Below are 19,926 nucleotides of genomic sequence, written 5' to 3' on the forward strand. Positions count from 1 at the left end.
GCCTCCGGTGTGGGCCCCGGGCCTTCGGCGGGCAGGGGCGGGGGATGGTCGCCGCGTGATCCGCGTCCTCCCGGCCGCGGCGGTGGAGAGGGCGCCGTGAACGATCATAGAAAGCCGGCGGCCCGGCGGTAAGGTCCACCGTCGGAGCGATCGTTTGGTCCACTTTCGCGGCGCACCGGACGCCCGGTCCCGCATGTCTCGCGCTCGGCGCCCCAAGGCGGTCCGGGTGGGTGCAGGGCAGCGGAAGACCCCCGGTCCCCTCTCGGGCACCGGGGGTCTCCTGAGTCGGTCAGGCGCTCTTGCGGCGCTGGGCGCGTAGGATCGCCAAGCGCTCGTTGAGCACCTCCTCCAGGTCCTCGATCGTGCGACGCTCCAGTAGCATGTCCCAGTGTGTCCGTGGGGGCTTGGCCTTCTTGGCCTCCGGCAGCTCACCGTCGACCCGGATCGCGGTCGCGCCGCACATGCGGCACTCCCAGGTCGCCGGGATCTCAGCCTCGGCGGCCAGCGGAACGTCGAATCGATGGCCCTTCGGGCAGGTGTAGGACACCTCCTGGCGCGGAGCCAGATCGGTGTTGCGGTCGTTCTCGTAGCTGGTCGCCCCGAGCCGGGTACCGCGTAGCGCACGCTCGCCCATGTCTGAATGCCTCCTGAGGGCCCCGTCGTGAGGGGTTTGTCTCCCACGGCGTACAACGCTTGATACCGTGTGTGGATTCCCACACATGGGGTGATCCAATCGCGCGTTCTTGACCCGGTCTGCGGTGGAGCCTTTTCGGAGAGGTTCTCAGATGCGCTCCGGCACCGGATTTCCGGCCGCTCGGATGGCCTTGGGCAGGTTGATCGCGGCCAGCAGGACGAAACCGAGCACAAAGAAGATCACCAGTGAGATGATGCCGAGGCGATAGCTGTCGGTCAGCTGGAGCGCCAGGCCGAGGGTGAACGAGCCGAGGAAGGTCGAACCCTTGTCGCTGATCTCATACAGGCTGTAGTACTCCGCCTCCTTGCCCGCCGGGATCACGTGGGAGTACAGCGACCGTGACAGGGCCTGGGTGCCGCCCATCACGATGGCGATGGCGAAGCCGAGCGCGAAGAACGGCAGCGCCGAGCCCTTGGGGAGGAAGTAGGCCACCCCCACCACGGCCGTCCAGCCGACCAGCGCGCCCATCACGACGCGTTTCGCCCCGTAGGAGGCGGCCATGCGGCCCAGCAGCAGAGCGCCGCCGAAGGCGACGAACTGCACCATGAGAATCGCCGCGATCCGCACGGTCTGGCTCAGGCCGAGTTCCTTGTCGGCGTAGGTGGCCGAGAAGGAGATCACGGTCTGCACGCCGTCGTTGTAGATCAGGTAGGCGATCAGGAATCCCAGCGTCAGCGGGTAACAGCGCAGCTCCCTGATCGTACGGCCGAGCTGCCGGAAGCTCCCGGCCACGGCCTGGGCGGCGTTCTCGGCACCGGAGGCGAAGGTCTGCCGGTTGCGCAGCCGCAGCAGCGGGATGATCGTGAACCCGGCCCACCACAGGCCCGCCGAGGACAGGGCGATGCGCACGGACTCGCCCTCGGAGACGCCGAGCGACTCGTGGCCGAGGAAGAGGGCGAGGTTGACGGCGAGCAGCAGGCCGCCGCCGAGGTAGCCGAAGCCCCAGCCCTGGGCGGAGACCCGGTCACGCTCGTCCGGTGTGGAGATCTCCGGCAGGAACGAGTTGTAGATGACGAACGCGGCGGCGAAGCCGAGGTTGGCGATCACGAACAGTACGCCGCCCAGCAGGTAGCGCCCGTCGGAGACGAACCAGAAGCACATCGTGGCCCCGGCGCCCAGGTAGGCGAACAGGCCCATCAGCTCCCGCTTGCGACCGGTGTGGTCGGCCAGGGCGCCGGCGATCGGCATCAGGATGATCTGCAGGATGGCCGCGACGCCCACCACGAAGGAGTAGTAGGCGCTGGGCCGCACGTCGAACGAGAACACGTCCACGTACGGGCGGCCCTGGGCGGCGGTCTCGGCGATCGTCGTCAGGTACGGCCCGAGGAAGACCGTCAGGACCGTGGTGGGGAAGGCGGAGTTCGCCCAGTCGTAGAAGTACCAGCCGCGTTGTTCGCGGCGGCGGGCCTTGGGGGAGTCCTCGACGTCCTGTCCGGCGGTCATGGGCGGTCCTCGGTTCACTGGGGGATGTGTTCACGGGGGAGGTGAGGGATACGTTCACGGGGGTGCGGGGGGCGGGGGGTACGGCTCAGGCGGCGAGCCGGCCGGGGTGCCACTGGTCGCGCCTCTGGAGGACCTCGCGGAGGCCGGAGATGTTGTCGGTCATCACACCGTCCACACCGAGGTCGAGCAGGCGCTCCATCACCTGGACGTCGTTGACGGTCCACACGTGGACCTGCATGCCGAGGGCGTGCGCCGTCCGGATCAGCGGAGGCGTGGTGATGCGCAGGCCACGGAAGCCCAGCGGCACCTGTGCGCACGGCACCCCGGCACGGGCCAGGCGGGTGAGCAGGCGGCCGTAGCCGGACGTGGTGGCGGCGGCTCGCAGGGCCGCGACACCCCGCGGGCCGAGCGCGGAGCACACCTTTTGGCCCATCACGGCACGGGCCCGGAACAGCCGCTCGTCGGAGAAGGAGGTGAGGCAGATCCGGTCGTAGGCGTTGGTCCGCCTGATCGCCTCGGCCAGCGGCGCGATGGCCGCGGACTCCTTGATGTCGATGTTGAAGCGGACCTGCGGCCAGGAGCCCAGCAGGTCGTCCATGAGCGGGATCTCGTCCACGCCGCCGATCCGCGCCTCACGCACCAGACGGTAGGGCAGGTCGGCGATCCGGCCCCGGCGGTCGGTCACCCGGTCCAGGGTGTGGTCGTGGAAGGCCAGCAGCACCCCGTCGGCGGTGGCGTGCGCGTCGGTCTCCAGGTAGGTGTAGCCGAGCTCCACGGCGCGGGCGAACGCGGCGTGGGTGTTCTCCCGGCCCTCGGCGGCTCCGCCCCGGTGGGCGAAGGCGAGAGGGCCGGGATGGTCGAGGAAGGGATAGCGACGCTGCACGTGCAGGAGTATGCCCGTTGCGAGCACGGCCCGTCATCGCGCGGGGGTGAACATTTGGATCACAGGAGCCTGGAACGCCCTCAGTCCCCGGCCGGTGACTCCTTGCCGGACCACTCCCGGCGGCGGACCTCGGCCAGGGTGATCGCGGTCGCGACCGCGACGTTGAACGAGCCCACCCGGCCGACCTGCGGGATGTAGCAGACGCCGTCGGCGGCCTCCAGCAGCGCCGGGGAGCAGCCGTGGTCCTCGCTGCCGACCACCAGGCACACGTCGCCGCCGAGTGCCGCCTCGTGCAGCGGCGCCGCGTCCCCGGTCAGTTCCACCGCGACGACGGTGAACCCGTCCTTCTTCGCGGCCCGTACGGCCTCCACCACGGGGACCGGTTCCTCCCAGGCCACCAGGCGGTCGGTGCCCAGGGCGGTCTTCTGCGCCTTGGGGTTGGTGGGGGGAGTGGCGTTGCCCGCCAGCCAGATCCGTTCCACCCCGAAGGCGGCGGCCGTACGGAAGATGGAGCCGATGTTGAACGGACCGGTCACCGACTCCACGATCAGGGCGATCCGGCTCTCGGTGTTCCGGCGCCAGGTGCGGTTGAGCCGCTTGACGTCGGTCGGCCGCAGCTGCCGGCGCGGGTTTGCAGTCATCGTTCGTTCACCGTTTCTCGATCGTTTCGCGGGAGGCCCGTGCCTCGCCCGCCGTTCCGCTCCCCGCGCACGGCTCGGTGCGCGGGGCTCACCGCGCCTGATCCGCCGCGGCGGACTCGCCGGGCCGGGCACCCACCCGGAGGACCCGGTAGGAGGACCGGGAGGCCGTCCGGTCCGTGGGCCAGCCCCGCTCGTTCAGCCACCGCTGCAGGGAGTCCGAGCCCAGATGCTTCTGGACCACCAGGTAGGCGACGCCGTCGGAGGTGAGCCGCGACAGCCAGCGGGTCAGCATCTCGTGCATCGCCGTCTTGCCGATGCGGATCGCCGGGTTGGACCAGATGGTGGTGAAACGGACCTCCGGCGGCACGTCGTCGACGTGCACTGACCTTACTTTGTCAAGGGCGGCGGCCCGGGCGTTCCTGGCGCACAGCTCGACCGACCGCCGGTTGACGTCCACCGCCCAGACCGTCGCCCCGGGCGCGCGCGAGGCCATCGTCAACGCGATCGGCCCGTATCCGCAGCCCAGATCCAGCAGGTCGCCGCCGGCCGGGGGAGGGGGGACGGTCTCCAGCAGGATCCGGGTGCCCTGGTCGATCCGCTCGGGGGAGAAGACCCCGCTGTCGGTCTCCAGCTTCAGATGCAGGTCGGGGAGCACGAGCGTGACCGAACCGGGACGGCTGACGGCCTCGGGACGCTCCTCGAAGTAATGTGCCACGTCGTAGAACGTTACCAACGGCCGCGACCCGGTCAGGGCAGCCGCGACCCCAGCAGCAGGCCCGCCGCGGCGACCAGGAGGCCGGTCAGCAGCGCCGCCACGACGAACCACTGGCTGATCTCCTGGTTGACCGTCCGGTAGCCGAGCGAGGTGCCGATCTGCTCGTACACCTCCCGCAGCTGGGTGCCCGACTCCGCCTCGTAGGCGCGGCCGGAGGTGCCCCCCGAGAGGGTCTGCAGGGTGGCCTTGTTCACCGGCACGTTCACGTCGCGGCCGTCGATCGAGACGGTGCCGTCCTGGGTGCCGTAGGCGATCGTGGAGATCGGCACGCGTGCGCTCGTCGCCGCGTCGATCGCCTCGGCGACCGACCGGCCGGAGGTGTTGTCCCCGTCGGACAGCAACACGATCGCCGAGGGCGGCGGGTCGGTGACCGCCTGCTGGTCGAAGGAGCGGATCGAGTCGAGGGAGTTGAACACCGCCTCGCCGATGGCGGTGCCCGCCCGGGTGGTCAGGGTGCCGAGGGAGGTGATGACCGCCTGGTGGTCGGTGGTGGGGGCGACCACGACCGAGGCGGAGCGGGCGAAGGCGACCACCCCGACGTTGAAGCGCTCCGGCAGGTCCCTGACGAACTTCTGGGCGGCCTCCTTCGCGGCGGTGATCCGGTTGGGCTGGACGTCGGCGGCCTCCATCGACAGGGAGACGTCCAGCGCGATGATGATGGTCGCGCGGTCACGGGGCACGCGTACCGAGTCGGCGGGCCGGGCCGCGCCGACGATCAGCAGGCTCATCATCAGCAGGAACAGGGCCGGCGCGACGTGCCGTCGCCAGCCCGGCCCCGCGGGGGCCACCAGCGCCAGCAGCGGCAGGTTGGTGAAGCGCACCGCGTAGCGCCGCCGGGCGAACTGGGCGGCCACGTAACCCGCCACGACCAGTGCGAGGACGGCGAACAACCACAGCAGGGCCGGAGAGAGGAAGGTCACCGCGTCACTCCTGAGGTCGGGCGCCGGTGCGTCAGGTGTGCCATGCGCCGCTGCCGCAACACGAACTGGGCGATGTCGAAGATCCAGTCGCGGTCGGTGCGCAGCACCAGGTGCGCCACCCCGCAGCGGCGCAACGCCATCCGGGTCGTCGCCCGCTGGGTGGCGGCCGCCTGCGCGTAGGCCGCGCGTACCTTGGGGGTGAGCCGGATCTGGCGGCTCCGCCCGGACTCCGGGTCGGTCAGGCTGACCAGTCCCACGGGCGGCAGCTCCAGCTCGCGTGGGTCGATCACCTCGATGGCCAGCACCTGGTGGCGGGTGGCCAGCCGGCGGATCGGCCGCTCCCAGGGCAGCTCCAGGCCGGGGTCGAGGGTGGGCTCGGCGTCCAGGAAGTCGGAGACGATCACCCGCATGCCGCGCCGCCGCCGCGCGGAGGCCAGCACCTCGATCGCCTCGGCGAGGTCGGGGGCACCGGCGACCGGCCGTCCCCGAGGGGCTTCCATCAGGGAGTGCAGCAGCCCGTACAGGGCGGAACGGCCGCCTCTGGCGGGCATCCGGTGGATGTGCTCGTCGTGCAGGACATAGGCGCCGAAGCGGTTGCCGATCCGGCCGGTCAGGAAGCCGACGGCGCCGATCGCGGCCACCACCAGGTCGCGCTTCTCCATGGTGGCGGTGCCGAAGTCCATGCTGGGCGACAGGTCGGCCAGCGCCCAGGTCTCCAGCTCCCGGTCGGCGATCAGGTCCCGCACGTGCGGGACGGTGGTACGGGCGGTCACGGCCCAGTCCATCCGGCGGATGTCGTCCTCACCGGGGACGTAGACCCGGCTGTCTCCGTACTCGCTGCCCGGTCCGGGCAGGAGGCCCTGGTAGGAGCCGTGCAGCAGCCCGTCCAACCGGCGGACGATGGTCAGTTCGAGCCGGCGCAGCGCCTGCTCGGAAGCGTTCGTGGCGGCGCCGCGGGTCACGGGGACCCCTGGTTCCACACCACCAGGGGCGGGGGGACGACGGCCAGGATCTGCCTGACCACGTCCTCGGGGTCGACGCCGTCGGCCAGCGCGTCGAAGGTGAGCATCAGCCGGTGGGACATCACGTCCACGGCGACGTCGCGGATGTCGTCGGGGAGCAGGTAGTCGCGCCCCCGGAGCAGGGCCAGGCCGCGCCCGGCGGCGACCAGGCCGAGCGTGGCGCGGGGACTGACCCCGATCTCGATGTTCTCCTCCAGCTCGGTCATGCCGTACTCGCTGGGGGCACGGGTGGCCATCACCAACCGGACCACGTAGTCGGCGACGAGCTGGTGGACCGAGACCCGGTCGGCCATCGCCTGCAGCGCGGTCAGCCGCACGGGGTCGAGCACCGCGCTGGGCGTGGGAGGGGTCACGCTCATCCGGTGCAGGATCTCCAACTCCTCATGGGCGTTGGGGTGGACCACCCGGATCTTGAAGAGGAACCGGTCGCGCTGGACCTCCGGGAGCGGGTAGACGCCCTCGGACTCGATCGGGTTCTGGGTGGCCAGCACGATGAACGGCTTGGGCAGCGGGTGCGTCCGCCCCGCCAGGGACACCTGCCGCTCGGCCATGACCTCCAGCAGCGCGGACTGCACCTTGGCCGGGGCCCGGTTGATCTCGTCGGCGAGCAGGAAGTTGACGAAGACCGGGCCGAGTTCGACGTCGAACGCCTCGCGGGAGGGATGGTAGACCCGGGTTCCCACGATGTCACTGGGGACCAGGTCGGGGGTGAACTGGATGCGGGCGAACGCGCCGCCGACCACGGTGGCCAGCGTGGAGGCCGCCAGGGTCTTGGCGACGCCGGGCACGCCTTCCAGCAGGCAGTGGCCACGTGCGAGGAGCGCCACGAGGAGCCGTTCCACCATGTGGTCCTGGCCCACGATGACCCGCTGGACCTCGGCCAGGACTTCGCGTAGCAGTCCGGTACCGGTCTCGCTCGGCAGTTCTTCGGCGACGGTCATGTTGATATTCCACCAAACGAAATGCGGCGCCGCACAACCGGCGGGTGCGTATTTTCCTGTTAGTACCCACACGGGAGCCGTGTGATCGTCGCCATATGCTTTCATGGCAACGTGGCCAGTCCGCTCCAATACGATGATCCGCCCCACCTGGGGCCTTTCGTGCTCCAGGCCCGGCTGCGGGTCGGGCCGGCGGGGCTGGTCTACCTCGGGCAGGGTTCGGACGGCCGGGCGGTCTCGGTCGCGGTGCTGACCAGGGGTGCCGCACTCGACCCGGTGGCCCGCGATCGGTTCGTCACCGGCGTCCGCGAGGCGGCGAGCGCCCGTTCGGGCGTACGGGGCTGGATGGCCAGGGCGACGCGCGGCCGTGCCGCGGTGGGCGGCGCGGTCCCTCAGGTGCTGGCCATGGACGGCGGCAGCGCGCCCTGGGTGGCCACGCCGTACGAGCCGAACCGGGCGGGGGCGGAGCGTTTCCTGGAACCGGTGCTGGTGGGCGGCATGCTCATCGGCGAGCGGCACGGGCCGGACTTCGCTCCCTACTGGGTGAGCGACCGCTCGCCCGCGCTGCCTCCGCCGCCCAAGGCCGCGCCGCCGCCCACCGAGACCCGCCGGTCGGTGATCGTCGCCGGGGTCATACTGACCGTGCTGCTGGTATTGCTCGCCGTGATGGCCTGGCTGCTGCTGCGCCGGGACGAGGACGTCCAGCCGCCGCCGAGGCCGTTGCCGCTGACGTCGTTCGTGCCGACCCCGCCGCCGATCCCCGCGTCGCCGATGCCGGAACGGCCCACCACGGGGCCGTCGCCCTCGCGGAGCGGGACGGGGACGCCCGGACCGCGGCCGGGCGAAGAGGACGAGGGCTCGCCCATCTAGGGCTGCTCTGTGTTTGATCATGCGGGTTGGAGGCTGTGGAGCCAGAGGACCAGGGCCGGACTCAAGCGCCTGTGCACCATATGATCTTCCATCTGATACCTGCCTGCTTGTCGGAAAGGCCGCCATGACCAACCCCCTCAGCCGGCGATCCACCCTGCTGGGCGCAGCGGCCGTGGCCGGCCTCGCTCTGTGGGACAGACCGGCCGAGGCGGTCGCCACCGCCGCGTTCGACGCCACGCGTGAGCGGTGGGTGAGCCTGCTGGCCGGCGGGTCGTACAACCCCGCCTACACCGACAGGACGCAGGCGGTCGAGGGCTCGGCCAACGCGGTGCTGCGCAAGCTGAAGCCCGTTCCCGATCGCCCGAGCCTCTGGCCCGACCTGCCGCTCGCGGAGCCGGGGACGGGCAACTTCAACCGTGCCTACAACCGCATGCGCACGCTGGCGCTGGGCTGGGCCACGCCGGGCACCGCCATGCACCGGGACAGCCAGGTCGCCGAGACCGCGGTCAGGGCGCTGGACTTCCTGTACGAGCACGCCTACCACGAGGGGCTCGACCGGCGCGGCAGCAACTGGTACTGGTGGGAGATCGGCGTCCCCCGCGCACTGACCGACACCTGCGCCCTGCTCTACGACGGCCTGCCCAAGGACCGCCTGGAGCGCTGGCTGCGGCCGTTGCGCCGCTGGTGCCCCGACCCGGAGCACCGCGTCAGCCACCCCGGTGTCGTCGAGACCGGAGCCAACCGCGCGGGCAAGGCCATGGTGGTGGCGATGCGCGGACTGCTCACCCACGACGCACGCCTGATCAAGCGGGCCAGGAACGCGGTCTCCGACCTGCTGCGGCCGACCGGGGGGCCGGGCGACGGCTTCTACCGTGACGGGTCGTTCATCCAGCACGACGTATACCCCTATACCGGCAGCTACGGCGTGGACTACTTGGAGAGCGTGGCCAAGCTGATCGCCATGCTCGCGCGGTCACCGTGGGAGATCTCCGGAATCGAGAACGTCTACGACCTCGTGGATCGTTCGTTCACGCCGTTCATCTTCGACGGGCTCATGATGGACTGCGTACGCGGCCGGCAGATCTCGGTGCAGGGTCACCGCGACTACCACTCGGGGCAGAAGGCGGTCGAGGCCATCCTCACGTTGCTGGAGTCGGCGCCCGAACTCCATGCCCAGCAGTGGCGACCGCTGGTGAAGGGCTGGCTCACCCGCAACCAGGCCATCCCCTACGACACGCTCGCACCGCTGGCGAGCATCGCACGGGCCACGGCCCTGCTGGAGGACCCGTCGGTGCCGGTCGGCCCGCGCACGACGGGAACGTACGTCTTCGCCGACATGGACCGGGTCGTGCACCGCCGTCCCACCTGGGCCTACGCGATCGCGATGAGCTCGGAGCGCATCGGCGCGGCCGAGGCCATGAACCGGGAGAACCTGCACGGCTGGCACACCGGCGACGGCATGACCTACCTCTACACCGGCGACCTCACCCACTGGAACGACGACCTGTGGCCCACGATCGACCCGTACCGGCTGCCGGGCACAACGGTCGACACCCGCAGACGCGCCGATCTCCCGCACGGCAAGCGCCGCCTGCCACCCACCCCATGGGCGGGCGGCGTGGCACTCGACGAGTACGGCGTGGCGGCCATGAAGCTGATCGCCGGCGGCTCCTCACTGCGGGCCAAGAAGGCGTGGTTCCTCCTCGATGACGCGGTGATCGCCCTCGGCACCGGCATCACCGCCTCCGATGGCCGCCGCGTCGAGACCATCATGGAGAACCGCAACACCCACGACGGGCATCCGCCGCTGACCCGGGGCGACGGCTGGGTCCACCTGTCCGGTGCGGCCGGCTACGTGCTGCTCGACGGCGGCGACGCGAAGGTGATCCGCAAGAAGCGCACCGGCCGCTGGCGCGACATCGACAAGGGCGCCACCACCGGAGGCGACGGAACCCCTGTCACCCGGCACTACACGACGATCCTCATCGACCATGGCATTGATCCGCGCAAGGCGCGCTACGCCTATGCCGTACTGCCCGACGCCTCCATCACGCAGACCGCGGCTTACCGGCACAGGACCGAGATCCTCGCCAACTCCGGAGCGGTGCAGGCCGTCACCCGCGACAACATGATCGCCGCCGTCTTCTGGCGCGCGGGAATCGTCGAGACCGGGGACGGGCCGCTCGCCGCCGACGGCCCGTGCACGCTGCTGATCCGCCGCGACAACAATCGAGTACGGCTCGCGGTCTCCGACCCCTCCAGGACCGCTGACGAGGTCAAGATCACGCTGCCCTGGCCGGTGAAGTCGGTCAAGGAGAACGATCGCAGCGTGCGCAAGGCCAAGAGCGCCGTCAAGGTGGAGGTCGGTGGCAGCCGCGGGCACGCTCACACCGCGGTGGTGTGCGTCTGAGAACCGACGGAGACGTGGCGCACGCCGGCGTACATCGTCATCACCGTCCAGCCGAGGGCGGCAGCGAGGGATATGGGAGTCGGCACGGGACTGAGCCTCTTCGCCGCCTCCACCACCGCGACCGCCCATGGGATCGGCGCCAACGAACAACCCCCTCCTGAGGCGTTCGGGTGATGGGAACAGCGTGAATGAACGGAAAGGCAGGGGGCATGGGGCAACTGACAGGCGACATGAGAGAGGTGAGCTGAAGATGCCGGCACGACAGGAACTCCCGTCGACCCTGCAGCGCTCCCCGAAGAAGGCGCAGGACACCTGGAGCAAGGCCCATGACTCGGCGGTGAAGACCTACGGCGAGGGGCAGCGGGCGCACCGTACGGCTTTCGCCGCCCTGAAGCACTCCTTCGAGAAGATCGGCGACCACTGGGAGCCGAAGGGGCGCAAGGGCCCCTCCGACGCGCAGGCGGCCAGGCACACCCCGAAGCCGGGGAAGACCGCCGAGGGGGTGGACGCCAAGGCGTCCAAGCAGCATCTGTATGACGTGGCCAAGCGCCTGGGGGTCGGCGGCCGGTCGGCGATGACCAAGGACCAGCTCGTCGACGCCATCAAGAAGGCCAATCGCAAGGCCACGGCGAAGTCCCGCTGATCGGCGGAGCCCTACCGGATTCCATTCATGCGACCTTCCCTCTTGCGGAGATTCTTTCCATTTGGTGCTATAAGCCGCTTTTTGGTGGATAGGGAAGCCATGCGTACCGGCAAGTTTCGGTACGCCGGAAATGATCACCGCAAGGAGGGAAGCATCATCATGACGGACGTGTCGGGCGTGGGGCCCCAGCCGGGTGACGAGCGATCGGTGCTGACCAACCGGCAGGGGCATCCGGTCTACGACAACCAGAACCAGCGCACGGTCGGCGCGAGAGGCCCGGCCACGCTGGAGAACTACCAGTTCCTGGAGAAGATCAGCCATTTCGACCGGGAACGGATCCCCGAGCGGGTGGTGCACGCCCGCGGGGCGACCTCCTACGGATACTTCGAGGCCTACGGCAAGCTGGGCGACGAGCCGGTCGGCCGCTACACCAGGGCGAAGCTGTTCCAGGAGGCAGGCAAGCGGACCGATGTGGCCGTGCGGTTCTCCACCGTGATCGGCGGCCGGGACTCCTCCGAGGCGGCCCGTGACCCCCGTGGATTCGCGGTGAAGTTCTACACCGAGGATGGCAACTGGGATCTCGTCGGCAACAACCTGGCGGTCTTCTTCATCAGAGACGCCATCAAGTTCCCCGACGTGATCCACGCGCTCAAGCCCGACCCGGTGACCTTCCGGCAGGAGCCCAACCGGATCTTCGACTTCATGTCGCAGACGCCGGAGAGCATGCACATGCTGGTGAACCTGTTCAGCCCGCGCGGCATCCCGGCCGACTACCGGCACATGCAGGGATTCGGCGTCAACACCTACAAGTGGGTGAACTCCGAGGGTGTGACCCACCTGGTGAAGTACCACTGGATGCCCAAGCAGGGCGTGCGGAGCATGACCGCCGCCGACGCGGCCGCCGTACAGGGCCAGGAGCTGGGGCACGCCACCAAGGACCTGCGCGAGGCGATCGACCGCGGCGACTTCCCCGAGTGGGAGCTGCTGGTGCAGATCATGACCGACGAGGAGCACCCCGAGCTGGACTTCGACCCGCTGGACGACACTAAGGTGTGGCCGGAGAACGAGTTCCCGGCGATGCCGGTCGGTCGGATGGTGCTGGACCGGAACGTGGCCAACGCCTTCGCCGAGAACGAGCAGATCTCCTTCGGCACCGGTGTCCTGGTCGACGGGCTCGACTTCTCCGACGACAAGATGCTGGTGGGCCGGACGTTCTCCTACAGCGACACCCAGCGTCACCGGGTGGGGCCGAACTACCTGCAGCTGCCGGTCAACCAGGCCAAGAACGCAGAGGTGCGCACCAACCAGCGCGACGGCCAGATGACCTACCACGTCGACGGCCAGGGGGAGAGTCCGCACGTCAACTATGAGCCGTCCATCACCGGGGGGCTGCGTGAGGATCGGTATCCCACTCACGACGAGCAGGGGCCGGTCGTCTCCGGACGGCTGACCCGCAAGCGCATCCCGAGGACCAACGACTACACGCAGGCCGGCCAGCGCTACCTGCTGATGGAGCAGTGGGAGCGCGACGACCTCGTGCTGAACCTCGTCACCATGCTGTCGCAGGCCGTGCGTCCCGTCCAGGAACGCATGGTCTGGCACTTCCTGATGGTCGAGGACGATCTCGGGCTACGTGTCGGGGAGGGACTCGGGATCGGTCCCGAGGACGTCGCGCACCTGGAGCCCCTGGCGACCCAGGACCTGAGCGAGGAGGAACGCGGGCGGCTGTCCAACCTCGGCAAGAACGGACCGCGCGACGTGAGCGGCCTGAAGATGACCCACGGCGTCCCCAACGAGCGGGCGCAGACGGTCGGATGACGGCGGCTCCGGCCGGGGGAGAGGACCCCCGGCCGGAGCGGAGTTCCTGCCGTTCCACGGTGGCCGGAGCCGGGGGAAAGCCGCGGTCAAAACCGGGTGATTTTTCGCCCGAAAAGGTATGAATGTGTTTCTTGCGGGCACCCGATTCAGCAGCCGAGCCGCCAACCGCCGCACTTCTCCCTTTCATTGGATCCCGCATATGTCTATCCAGGGCAATGTCATTCCCATCATTCACTGGTCCCGCCGTGCCTCATGCCTCAGCGAGGACCCCGAGCTCTTCTTTCCCGTCTCCACCGAGGGGCCGGGCCGGGAGCAGTACGAACAGGCCAAGGCCGTCTGTCGCCGTTGCCCGGTCCGGTTGCGCTGCCTGGACTACGCCCTGAACACCCACCAGTTGTACGGCGTGTGGGGAGGCACCACCCCCGACGAGCGCAGGGGCGCCATGGCGGGGATGAAACGCGGAGCCAGGTGATGTCTCTCCTCCCGTGCGGGCGGGATCGCCTGCGCGGGGCCGCCTCAACCCCGGCCGGGGCTCCGTCCCGTCCCGGACGCGCCGAGTAAGACGGCGAGCCGCGCCGCGTTGCGCTGGGAGTTGTCCCCGCAGCAGTTGTTCAGCGTGATCTGGCGTGGGACCCCGGGCGTTTACGCCCGGGGGGAAGCGACAGCGCGGGAGGCCCCCAGGCCCGAGCGGTGCTCTGACAGTCGGTCTCTGGGGGTGGCTCAGCCGGGCCGCTTCTGGTTCTCGATGTACTCCTTGATGATCGACAGGGGTGCCCCGCCGCAGGACGCGGCGAAATACGAGGGGGACCAGAAATGGCCGCGCCACAGATGCCGGCGGATGTGGGGCGGAAACTCCTTGCGTAGCAGCCGCGCCGAGACGCCCTTGAGAGAGGTGACCAGAGTCGAGAGCGCCACCTTGGGCGGATAGTGCACGAGCAGGTGGACATGGTCGTGCTCGCCGTTGAACTCCACCAGCGTGGCACCGAAGCTGTCGCACGCCTCGATCATGATGTCTTCGCGGCGGCGCAGGATCTCGTCGGTGAACACCTTGCGCCGGTACTTGGGCGTGAAGACCAAATGCGCATGCAGGCTGTAGGCCACGCTACGGCCCGCCTGATACCGGCGGTTGGGTTCCCAGCGCGGTGACAGGGACCTGACGGTAGTGTGTTCAATTGTGAAACAGGTGGTGCAGGTGAGGCTCCTGCCGACGCCGCAGCAGGCAGCGGCGCTGGAAGCCACCCTGGACGCCGCCAACCGAGCGGCGAATCTGGTCGCGGCACTGGCGTTCCAGCACCACTGTTTCCGCACCTTCGACCTGCGCAAGCACACCTACGACCGGATCAAGACCGAGTTCGGGCTGGCCGCCCAGGCCGCCCAGCATGTGATCAAGAAGGTGTGCGACGCCTATCGCACTCTGCATGCCAACCTGGCCGCCGGGAACCTGGGCAGGCCCGGATCGCCGCGTCGGGTCACAATCGAAGCCCAGCCGATCTCCTTCCGATCGCTGGCGGCCCAGCCGTATGACGACCGGTGCCTGCAGGCCAAGCAGACCAAGTCCGCCAAGCGGCTGCTGAAACGGCGGCGTCGTAGCGAGGCGCGGTTCGCCGCGAACGTCAACCACATCATCGCCAAAAGCATCGTGACCGAGGCGGAACGCACCGGGCGCGGGATCGCTCTGGAGGATCTCCAGGGCATCCGCGAACGGGTACGGCTTCGCAAGCCCCAGCGGGTCATGCTGCACTCCTGGAGTTTCCACCAGCTCGGAGCTTTCATCGCCTATAAGGCGGTCCGGGCAGGGGTGGCGGTGATTCTCGTGGATGCGGCCTACACCTCACAGCAGTGCTCGCACTGTGGGCATGTGGACAAGCGCAACCGGCCTGACCAGGCCACCTTCTCCTGTACGTTGTGCGGTTTCGCTGAGCACGCCGACGTCAACGCAGCCCGGAACATCGCCGCACGCGGCGAGACGGGCTGGGCAGTGAGTCACGCTGCCTGACGCGGACCGGACCGTCGAAGCCATCGACGGCGAGGAGCTGCAAGCTCGGTCGTTTACGGCCGAGAAGCTGACGAGCACGTGGGTGAGCGAGACCTGTCCGGCGAGTTCGCCGATCCGGTCCGCCCACCGCCTGAGTTCCTCCTCGGAGTACAGGTAGGCGAACCGCTCTTCGATCTTCTTGCTGGTCCATCTGTCGGAGTGGCCGTGCAGACGGACCACGGCGAGGTCGGAGGTCGCGGCCAGGATCGGCGGGATCGACGACGGGTGCCCCTGGGGCATGTCGACGCAGACGTAGGGGATGTCGTGCGAGGCGAGGAAGCCGAGGGTTTCGGCGCGGTTCTCCTGCTCCATCCAGGTGCGGTTGCGGAACTCGACGCAGATGCGCATGGGACTGCAGCGCCGTACGTATTCGAGGATGTATCGCCTGTTGTCCCGCCCGATCGGGAACCACGGAGGGAACTGGAAAAGCACGGCTCCCAGCTTTCCGGCCTCGTGCAACGGCCCGAGTGCGCCGAGGAAGCGCTGCCAGACCTCCTCGGTGATCTCCGGTGCTCGGGGCCGGCCAGGTGATCCCGTCCAGCATGGGCTGTGCCGTCATGCCGGCATTCCTGCCCTCCCGGAAGAGGCTGTCACCTCCGCGGCGATGACTCCGCGGGTGCCGGTCCTTCTCCTGCGGTCCCTACGGCCGCTGTCCGATCCCGCTCGCCAGCTCGCCGACCCGTGCGGGGCCGCCGGTCTCGGTCGACAGCGGCGGGGTGTCCATGCCCGCCGAGGCGCGCAGCCCCTCCAGCAGTTCCGTCAACGCGTCGACCGCCGTGTGGCGCGGTTGCCAGCCGAGTTCGGTACGGGCGCGGGTGACGTCCATGACCGGCATGGTCAGCACCATGTCGACCAGGGCGGGCGCGGCCGGGACCAGATGCAGATGCCACGCGAGTGCCGCGGTGTTCCGCAGGGCCCAGCCGGAGACGGGGACCAGCCGGGCGCCGAGCAGCTCTGCCAGCACCGATGGTTCGATCACGGGGTCGGCGGCGATGTTGAAGGCGCCCGACACCGGCCGGGTGACCGCCAGCCGGAAGGCCTCTGCGGCGTCTTCGCTGTGGACCGCCTGGAACGTGAGTCCGGGGGTGTCGGGAACGAAGGGGATCAGTTTCGGCCGTACCAGCCGCTGGGGGACGAGCGGCCCGCCGAACAGCCGCCGCTGCCCGGTCGCCGCCTCCCGTTTGAAGATGAAGGCGGGGCGCAGCCGCACCACCCTGATGCCGGGGTGGTCCCGCTCGAACACGTCGAGCAGGCGTTCCACGTATGCCTTCTCCCGGCCGTAGGCGGCGCCGGGCCAGCCGTGGGTGGGCCAGTCCTCGGTGACGGGCCGGTCCTTCGGCCCCGGAGAGTAGGCGCCCACCGACGAGGCGTGGACCACGACGGGGACGTTCTGCTCCGCCGCGGCCGCGAAGACCCGGTCGCTGCCCAGGACGTTGGCCCGCCAGGTCGCCACCGGGTCACGCGTGGGCTGGAACAGCCAGGCCAGATGGATCACCGCGTCCGCTCCGGAGAGGTGGGGCGCCAGGTCGTCGCCGGAGACGTCCACGGCCCGCCAGGTGGTCTTCTCCGGATGCCAGTCCGGCACCCGGCGGGCCAGGCCCACAACGGAGGTGATGGACGGATCGGACACGAGGGCCGACACCACGCTCGTGCCCACGTTCCCACTCGCACCGATGACTACTACACGCATGGATAACGCGTTCCCGTGGCATGGCCGTCGAACCACCGGCGGCCATGGCTTTGCCGTACGGTGCCCGCACCCGGACCGTCCCGTCGGGACCGGCCGGCGGTGTCGGGAGATTTCGGTGCCGGCGCGGGTCCAGAGGTCCGCACACCGCGGCGGCCGGAGCCGTCCCGGCGGGCTGCGTGCCCGTGGCGCGGCCGTACGCCGCGGCGTGGCGCCGGCCGGGTCGTCCGGCCCCGCCTGTCGCGGAGAGGAGTCCGGTGCGCGCGGAGAACGTGGATGTGCCAGCCTTGGGGTATGGCAACTGCGCGCTGGAACGGCGAGATCATCGCGGAGAGCGACGACACCCGGATCGTCGAGGGCAACCACTACTTCCCCATTGAATCGGTGTCCTCGCAGTATCTGCGGCCGTCGGAGACCACCACGGTCTGCTCCTGGAAGGGAACGGCGAGCTACTACACCCTGCAGGTCGACGGCGAGGACAACCCCGACGCCGCCTGGTACTACCCGGACCCCAAGCCCGAGGCCGCCCAGATCAAGGACCACGTGGCCTTCTGGAAGGGTGTGGAGGTCACCGGCTGAGGTCCCCGCGGCCACCGACCGCCGACGGGCGGACGCCGGTGCCGACCGGCGCCGCCCCGGTTCTGGCGCCGGTCATCCGGCGTGCCCGCTCCGGCGGTCCCGGCCTCGGCGGCTCGCAGGGCCGTCTCCCCGCGACGGCCTCAGAGAGTCGGCGGTTTTGGGGTTTGAATCCCGCCCCGGAGGAACTGTCCGAGGTATGGAAGCATTCGCGCACGTCGATGCCTACTGGCGGGCGGCCAACTACCTGTCGGTCGGCCAGATCTACCTGCTGGACAACCCGCTGCTGACCGAGCCGTTGGCCGCCGAGCACATCAAGCCCCGGCTGCTCGGGCACTGGGGCACCACTCCGGGACTGAACTTCTGCTTCGCGCACCTCAACCGGATCATCCGGGAGCGCGACCAGGACATGATCTACATCGCCGGGCCCGGCCACGGTGGCCCGGCGGCGGTGGCCCACTCCTGGCTGGAGGGCTCCTACACCGAGAAGTACCCGGATGTATCGCAGGATGCCGAAGGCATGCAGCGGCTGTTCCGGCAGTTCTCCTTCCCGGGCGGCATCCCCAGCCATGTCGCACCCGAGACGCCCGGCTCGATCCACGAAGGCGGCGAGCTCGGCTACTCACTGGCCCACGCCTACGGCGCCGCCTTCGACAACCCGCACCTGGTGGTGGCCTGCGTGATCGGCGACGGTGAGGCGGAGACCGGGCCGCTGGCCGCCAGCTGGCACTCCGGCAAGTTCGTCAACCCCGAGCGCGACGGTGTGGTCCTGCCGATCCTGCACCTGAACGGCTACAAGATCGCGAACCCGACCGTGCTGGCCCGCATTCCCGAAGACGAGCTGGTCAAGCTCATCGAGGGATACGGCTACCGGCCGCACATCGTCTCCGGCGACGACCCGGCCCGCATGCACCCGCTGATGGCCGAGACGCTCGACGAGGTCTTCGACGAGATCGCCGCCTTCAAGGACGGCCGCGCGGAGCGTCCGCCGATGATCGTGCTGCGCACCCCCAAAGGGCTGGACCGGCCCGCGCGTGGTGGACGGCCTCCCGGTGGAGGGCACCTGGCGGTCCCATCAGGTGCCGCTCTCCGGGGTCCGCCAGAACGCCGACCACCGGGCCATGCTGGAGGAGTGGATGCGCTCCTACCGGCCCGAGGAGCTCTTCGACGACCTGGGGCGGCCCGTCGAGGACATCCTGCGCACGGTGCCCGACGGTCCGCTCCGGATGAGCGCCAACCCGCACGCCAACGGCGGTGAGCTGCTCAAACCGCTCATACTTCCCGACTTCCGCGACTACGCCGTCGAAGTCAAGTCATCCGCCGTGCAGTCGAGCGAGCCCACCAAGGTCCTGGGCCGCTTCCTGCGCGACGTCATCACCGCCAACCCTGACACCTTCCGGCTGATGGGCCCCGACGAGACCGCCTCCAACCGGTTGTCGGCGGTGTTCGAGGCCACCGACCGCGCCTGGGACGCCGAGACGCTGCCGACCGACGAGAACCTGGGCCAGGACGGGCGAGTCATGGAGGTGCTCAGCGAGCACCTGTGCCAGGGGTGGCTGGAGGGCTATCTGCTGACCGGCCGCCACGGCCTGTTCAACTGCTACGAGGCGTTCATCCACATCATCGACGCGATGTTCAACCAGCACGCGAAGTGGCTGGAGTCGTCGAAGAAGATCCCCTGGCGGCGGCCGGTGGCCTCGCTCAACTACCTGCTGTCCTCGCACGTGTGGCGCCAGGACCACAACGGCTTCAGCCACCAGGACCCGGGCTTCCTCGACGTGGTGATGAACAAGAAGCCCGAGGTGGTGCGGGCCTACCTGCCGCCGGACGCCAACACCCTGCTCTCGGTCGCCGACCACTGCCTGCGCTCACGCGACTACGTCAACCTCGTCGTGGCCGGCAAGCAGCCGGTGCTCGACCTGATGCCGATGGACGAGGCCATCGCGCACTGCACCCGGGGCCTGGGCATTCTGGAGTGGGCCTCCAGCGACGCGGGGACCGAGCCCGACGTGGTGCTGGCCTGCGCCGGTGACGTGCCCACGCTGGAGACGCTCGCCGCCGCCGCGCTGCTGCGCGAGCATCTTCCCGAGCTGAGAGTCCGGGTGGTCAACGTCGTCGACCTGATGCGGCTGCAACCCCCGTCGGAGCATCCGCACGGCATGTCCGACGCCGAGTTCGACACCGTGTTCACCTCCGACAAGCCGATCATCTTCAACTTCCACGGCTATCCCTGGCTGATCCACCGGCTCACCTACCGGCGGCACGGCCACGAGAACATCCATGTGCGCGGCTACAAGGAGGAGGGGACCACCACCACGCCGTTCGACATGGCCATGCTCAACGACATCGACCGCTTCCACCTGGTGATGGACGTCGTCGACCGGGTGCCCGGCCTCGGCGTCAAGGCCGCGCACCTGCGCCAGCACATGGAGGACGAGCGGCTGAGAGCCCGCGCCCACACCCGCGAGTACGGCGAGGATCCCGTGGAGATCCGCGACTGGGCCTGGCCGTACTGAGCCGCGCCGAATCTTGACGGGCCGCGGCCGGAGACGGTCCGCCGAAAGTGATCCG

Annotated in this window: 18 protein-coding genes and 2 pseudogenes; 8 read left to right on the top strand and 12 right to left on the bottom strand. The window is 69.6% G+C overall.

Annotation, left to right across the window (positions count from 1 at the left end):
- Window positions 1-289: 289 nt before the first annotated feature.
- The 8 genes from OHA77_RS38815 to OHA77_RS38850 all read right to left on the bottom strand — a co-directional run bounded on the left by OHA77_RS38815 (window position 290) and on the right by OHA77_RS38850 (window position 7,319).
- Window positions 290-634: an RNA polymerase-binding protein RbpA gene (locus OHA77_RS38815; RefSeq protein WP_012892001.1), complete on the bottom strand. Its 345-nt coding sequence runs from the start codon at window positions 632-634 to the stop codon at window positions 290-292.
- A gap of 147 nt (window positions 635-781) precedes the next feature.
- On the bottom strand, window positions 782-2,137 hold the full coding sequence (locus tag OHA77_RS38820) for an MFS transporter (protein WP_406314242.1): 1,356 nt from the start codon (window positions 2,135-2,137) through the stop codon (window positions 782-784).
- An 85-nt stretch (window positions 2,138-2,222) separates the two neighbouring features.
- Window positions 2,223-3,020, bottom strand: a complete 798-nt coding sequence (locus tag OHA77_RS38825; protein ID WP_406314244.1) for a glycerophosphodiester phosphodiesterase — start codon at window positions 3,018-3,020, stop codon at window positions 2,223-2,225.
- Between the two features lie 80 nt (window positions 3,021-3,100).
- A complete protein-coding gene (locus tag OHA77_RS38830; protein ID WP_326823187.1) occupies window positions 3,101-3,661 on the bottom strand; it encodes a TrmH family RNA methyltransferase in 561 nt (186 codons plus the stop codon).
- 88 nt (window positions 3,662-3,749) lie between these two features.
- Complete coding sequence (locus OHA77_RS38835) at window positions 3,750-4,376, bottom strand: class I SAM-dependent methyltransferase (protein ID WP_406314245.1); 627 nt, start codon at window positions 4,374-4,376, stop codon at window positions 3,750-3,752.
- A 32-nt stretch (window positions 4,377-4,408) separates the two neighbouring features.
- Complete coding sequence (locus tag OHA77_RS38840; protein ID WP_326823185.1) at window positions 4,409-5,356, bottom strand: VWA domain-containing protein; 948 nt, start codon at window positions 5,354-5,356, stop codon at window positions 4,409-4,411.
- A complete protein-coding gene (locus OHA77_RS38845; RefSeq protein ID WP_406314247.1) occupies window positions 5,353-6,318 on the bottom strand; it encodes a DUF58 domain-containing protein in 966 nt (321 codons plus the stop codon). The genes OHA77_RS38840 and OHA77_RS38845 overlap by 4 nt, the downstream gene beginning before the upstream one ends.
- The gene (locus OHA77_RS38850) at window positions 6,315-7,319 is read right to left on the bottom strand and encodes an AAA family ATPase (protein WP_406314249.1); all 1,005 of its coding nucleotides are present in this window, start codon (window positions 7,317-7,319) and stop codon (window positions 6,315-6,317) included. The genes OHA77_RS38845 and OHA77_RS38850 overlap by 4 nt, the downstream gene beginning before the upstream one ends.
- 111 nt (window positions 7,320-7,430) lie before the next feature.
- Here OHA77_RS38850 and OHA77_RS38855 point away from each other — a divergent pair, with 111 nt between their 5' ends.
- Window positions 7,431-8,186 (top strand): hypothetical protein, encoded by a 756-nt coding sequence (locus tag OHA77_RS38855; RefSeq protein ID WP_406314250.1) that lies wholly within the window; start codon window positions 7,431-7,433, stop codon window positions 8,184-8,186.
- A gap of 124 nt (window positions 8,187-8,310) precedes the next feature.
- Window positions 8,311-10,596 carry a polysaccharide lyase 8 family protein gene (locus tag OHA77_RS38860; RefSeq protein ID WP_406314251.1) on the top strand — a complete coding sequence of 762 codons (2,286 nt, stop codon included), beginning with the start codon at window positions 8,311-8,313 and terminating at the stop codon, window positions 10,594-10,596.
- On the opposite strand, the gene OHA77_RS38865 is transcribed toward OHA77_RS38860, so the two are convergent.
- Window positions 10,572-10,739 carry a hypothetical protein gene (locus OHA77_RS38865; RefSeq protein ID WP_406314252.1) on the bottom strand — a complete coding sequence of 56 codons (168 nt, stop codon included), beginning with the start codon at window positions 10,737-10,739 and terminating at the stop codon, window positions 10,572-10,574. The two genes, OHA77_RS38860 and OHA77_RS38865, sit on opposite strands and share 25 nt — an antisense overlap.
- Before the next feature lie 107 nt (window positions 10,740-10,846).
- Between OHA77_RS38865 and OHA77_RS38870 the strand changes: the two genes are divergently transcribed.
- The 3 genes from OHA77_RS38870 to OHA77_RS38880 all read left to right on the top strand — a co-directional run bounded on the left by OHA77_RS38870 (window position 10,847) and on the right by OHA77_RS38880 (window position 13,529).
- A complete protein-coding gene (locus OHA77_RS38870) occupies window positions 10,847-11,239 on the top strand; it encodes a ChaB family protein (protein ID WP_406314253.1) in 393 nt (130 codons plus the stop codon).
- Window positions 11,240-11,398: 159 nt separating this feature from the next.
- A complete protein-coding gene (locus OHA77_RS38875; RefSeq protein WP_406314255.1) occupies window positions 11,399-13,057 on the top strand; it encodes a catalase in 1,659 nt (552 codons plus the stop codon).
- 229 nt (window positions 13,058-13,286) lie between these two features.
- The gene (locus OHA77_RS38880) at window positions 13,287-13,529 is read left to right on the top strand and encodes a WhiB family transcriptional regulator (RefSeq protein WP_406319947.1); all 243 of its coding nucleotides are present in this window, start codon (window positions 13,287-13,289) and stop codon (window positions 13,527-13,529) included.
- A gap of 248 nt (window positions 13,530-13,777) precedes the next feature.
- Here the strand turns inward: OHA77_RS38880 and tnpA are convergent, their stop codons facing one another.
- On the bottom strand, window positions 13,778-14,206 hold the full coding sequence (gene tnpA / locus OHA77_RS38885) for an IS200/IS605 family transposase (protein ID WP_406319948.1): 429 nt from the start codon (window positions 14,204-14,206) through the stop codon (window positions 13,778-13,780).
- A gap of 25 nt (window positions 14,207-14,231) precedes the next feature.
- Here tnpA and OHA77_RS38890 point away from each other — a divergent pair, with 25 nt between their 5' ends.
- Window positions 14,232-15,053 (top strand): RNA-guided endonuclease InsQ/TnpB family protein, encoded by an 822-nt coding sequence (locus tag OHA77_RS38890; protein WP_406314257.1) that lies wholly within the window; start codon window positions 14,232-14,234, stop codon window positions 15,051-15,053.
- A 126-nt stretch (window positions 15,054-15,179) separates the two neighbouring features.
- Here the strand turns inward: OHA77_RS38890 and OHA77_RS38895 are convergent.
- Together OHA77_RS38895 and OHA77_RS38900 are read right to left on the bottom strand one after the other, a co-directional pair.
- A pseudogene (locus OHA77_RS38895) lies at window positions 15,180-15,551 on the bottom strand (DUF72 domain-containing protein); the annotation flags it as partial.
- Window positions 15,552-15,732: 181 nt separating this feature from the next.
- Window positions 15,733-16,782 (bottom strand): NAD-dependent epimerase/dehydratase family protein, encoded by a 1,050-nt coding sequence (locus OHA77_RS38900; protein WP_406314259.1) that lies wholly within the window; start codon window positions 16,780-16,782, stop codon window positions 15,733-15,735.
- A gap of 291 nt (window positions 16,783-17,073) precedes the next feature.
- Between OHA77_RS38900 and OHA77_RS38905 the strand changes: the two genes are divergently transcribed.
- Window positions 17,074-17,358, top strand: coding sequence for a DUF427 domain-containing protein (locus OHA77_RS38905; protein WP_406314261.1), 285 nt, complete (start codon window positions 17,074-17,076; stop codon window positions 17,356-17,358).
- A 196-nt stretch (window positions 17,359-17,554) separates the two neighbouring features.
- Window positions 17,555-19,871: pseudogene (locus OHA77_RS38910) on the top strand (phosphoketolase).
- The last annotated feature ends 55 nt before the right edge of the window (window positions 19,872-19,926 follow it).

Source organism: Streptosporangium sp. NBC_01639 (genome assembly GCF_045209755.1).
Taxonomy (GTDB): Bacteria; Actinomycetota; Actinomycetes; order Streptosporangiales; family Streptosporangiaceae; genus Streptosporangium.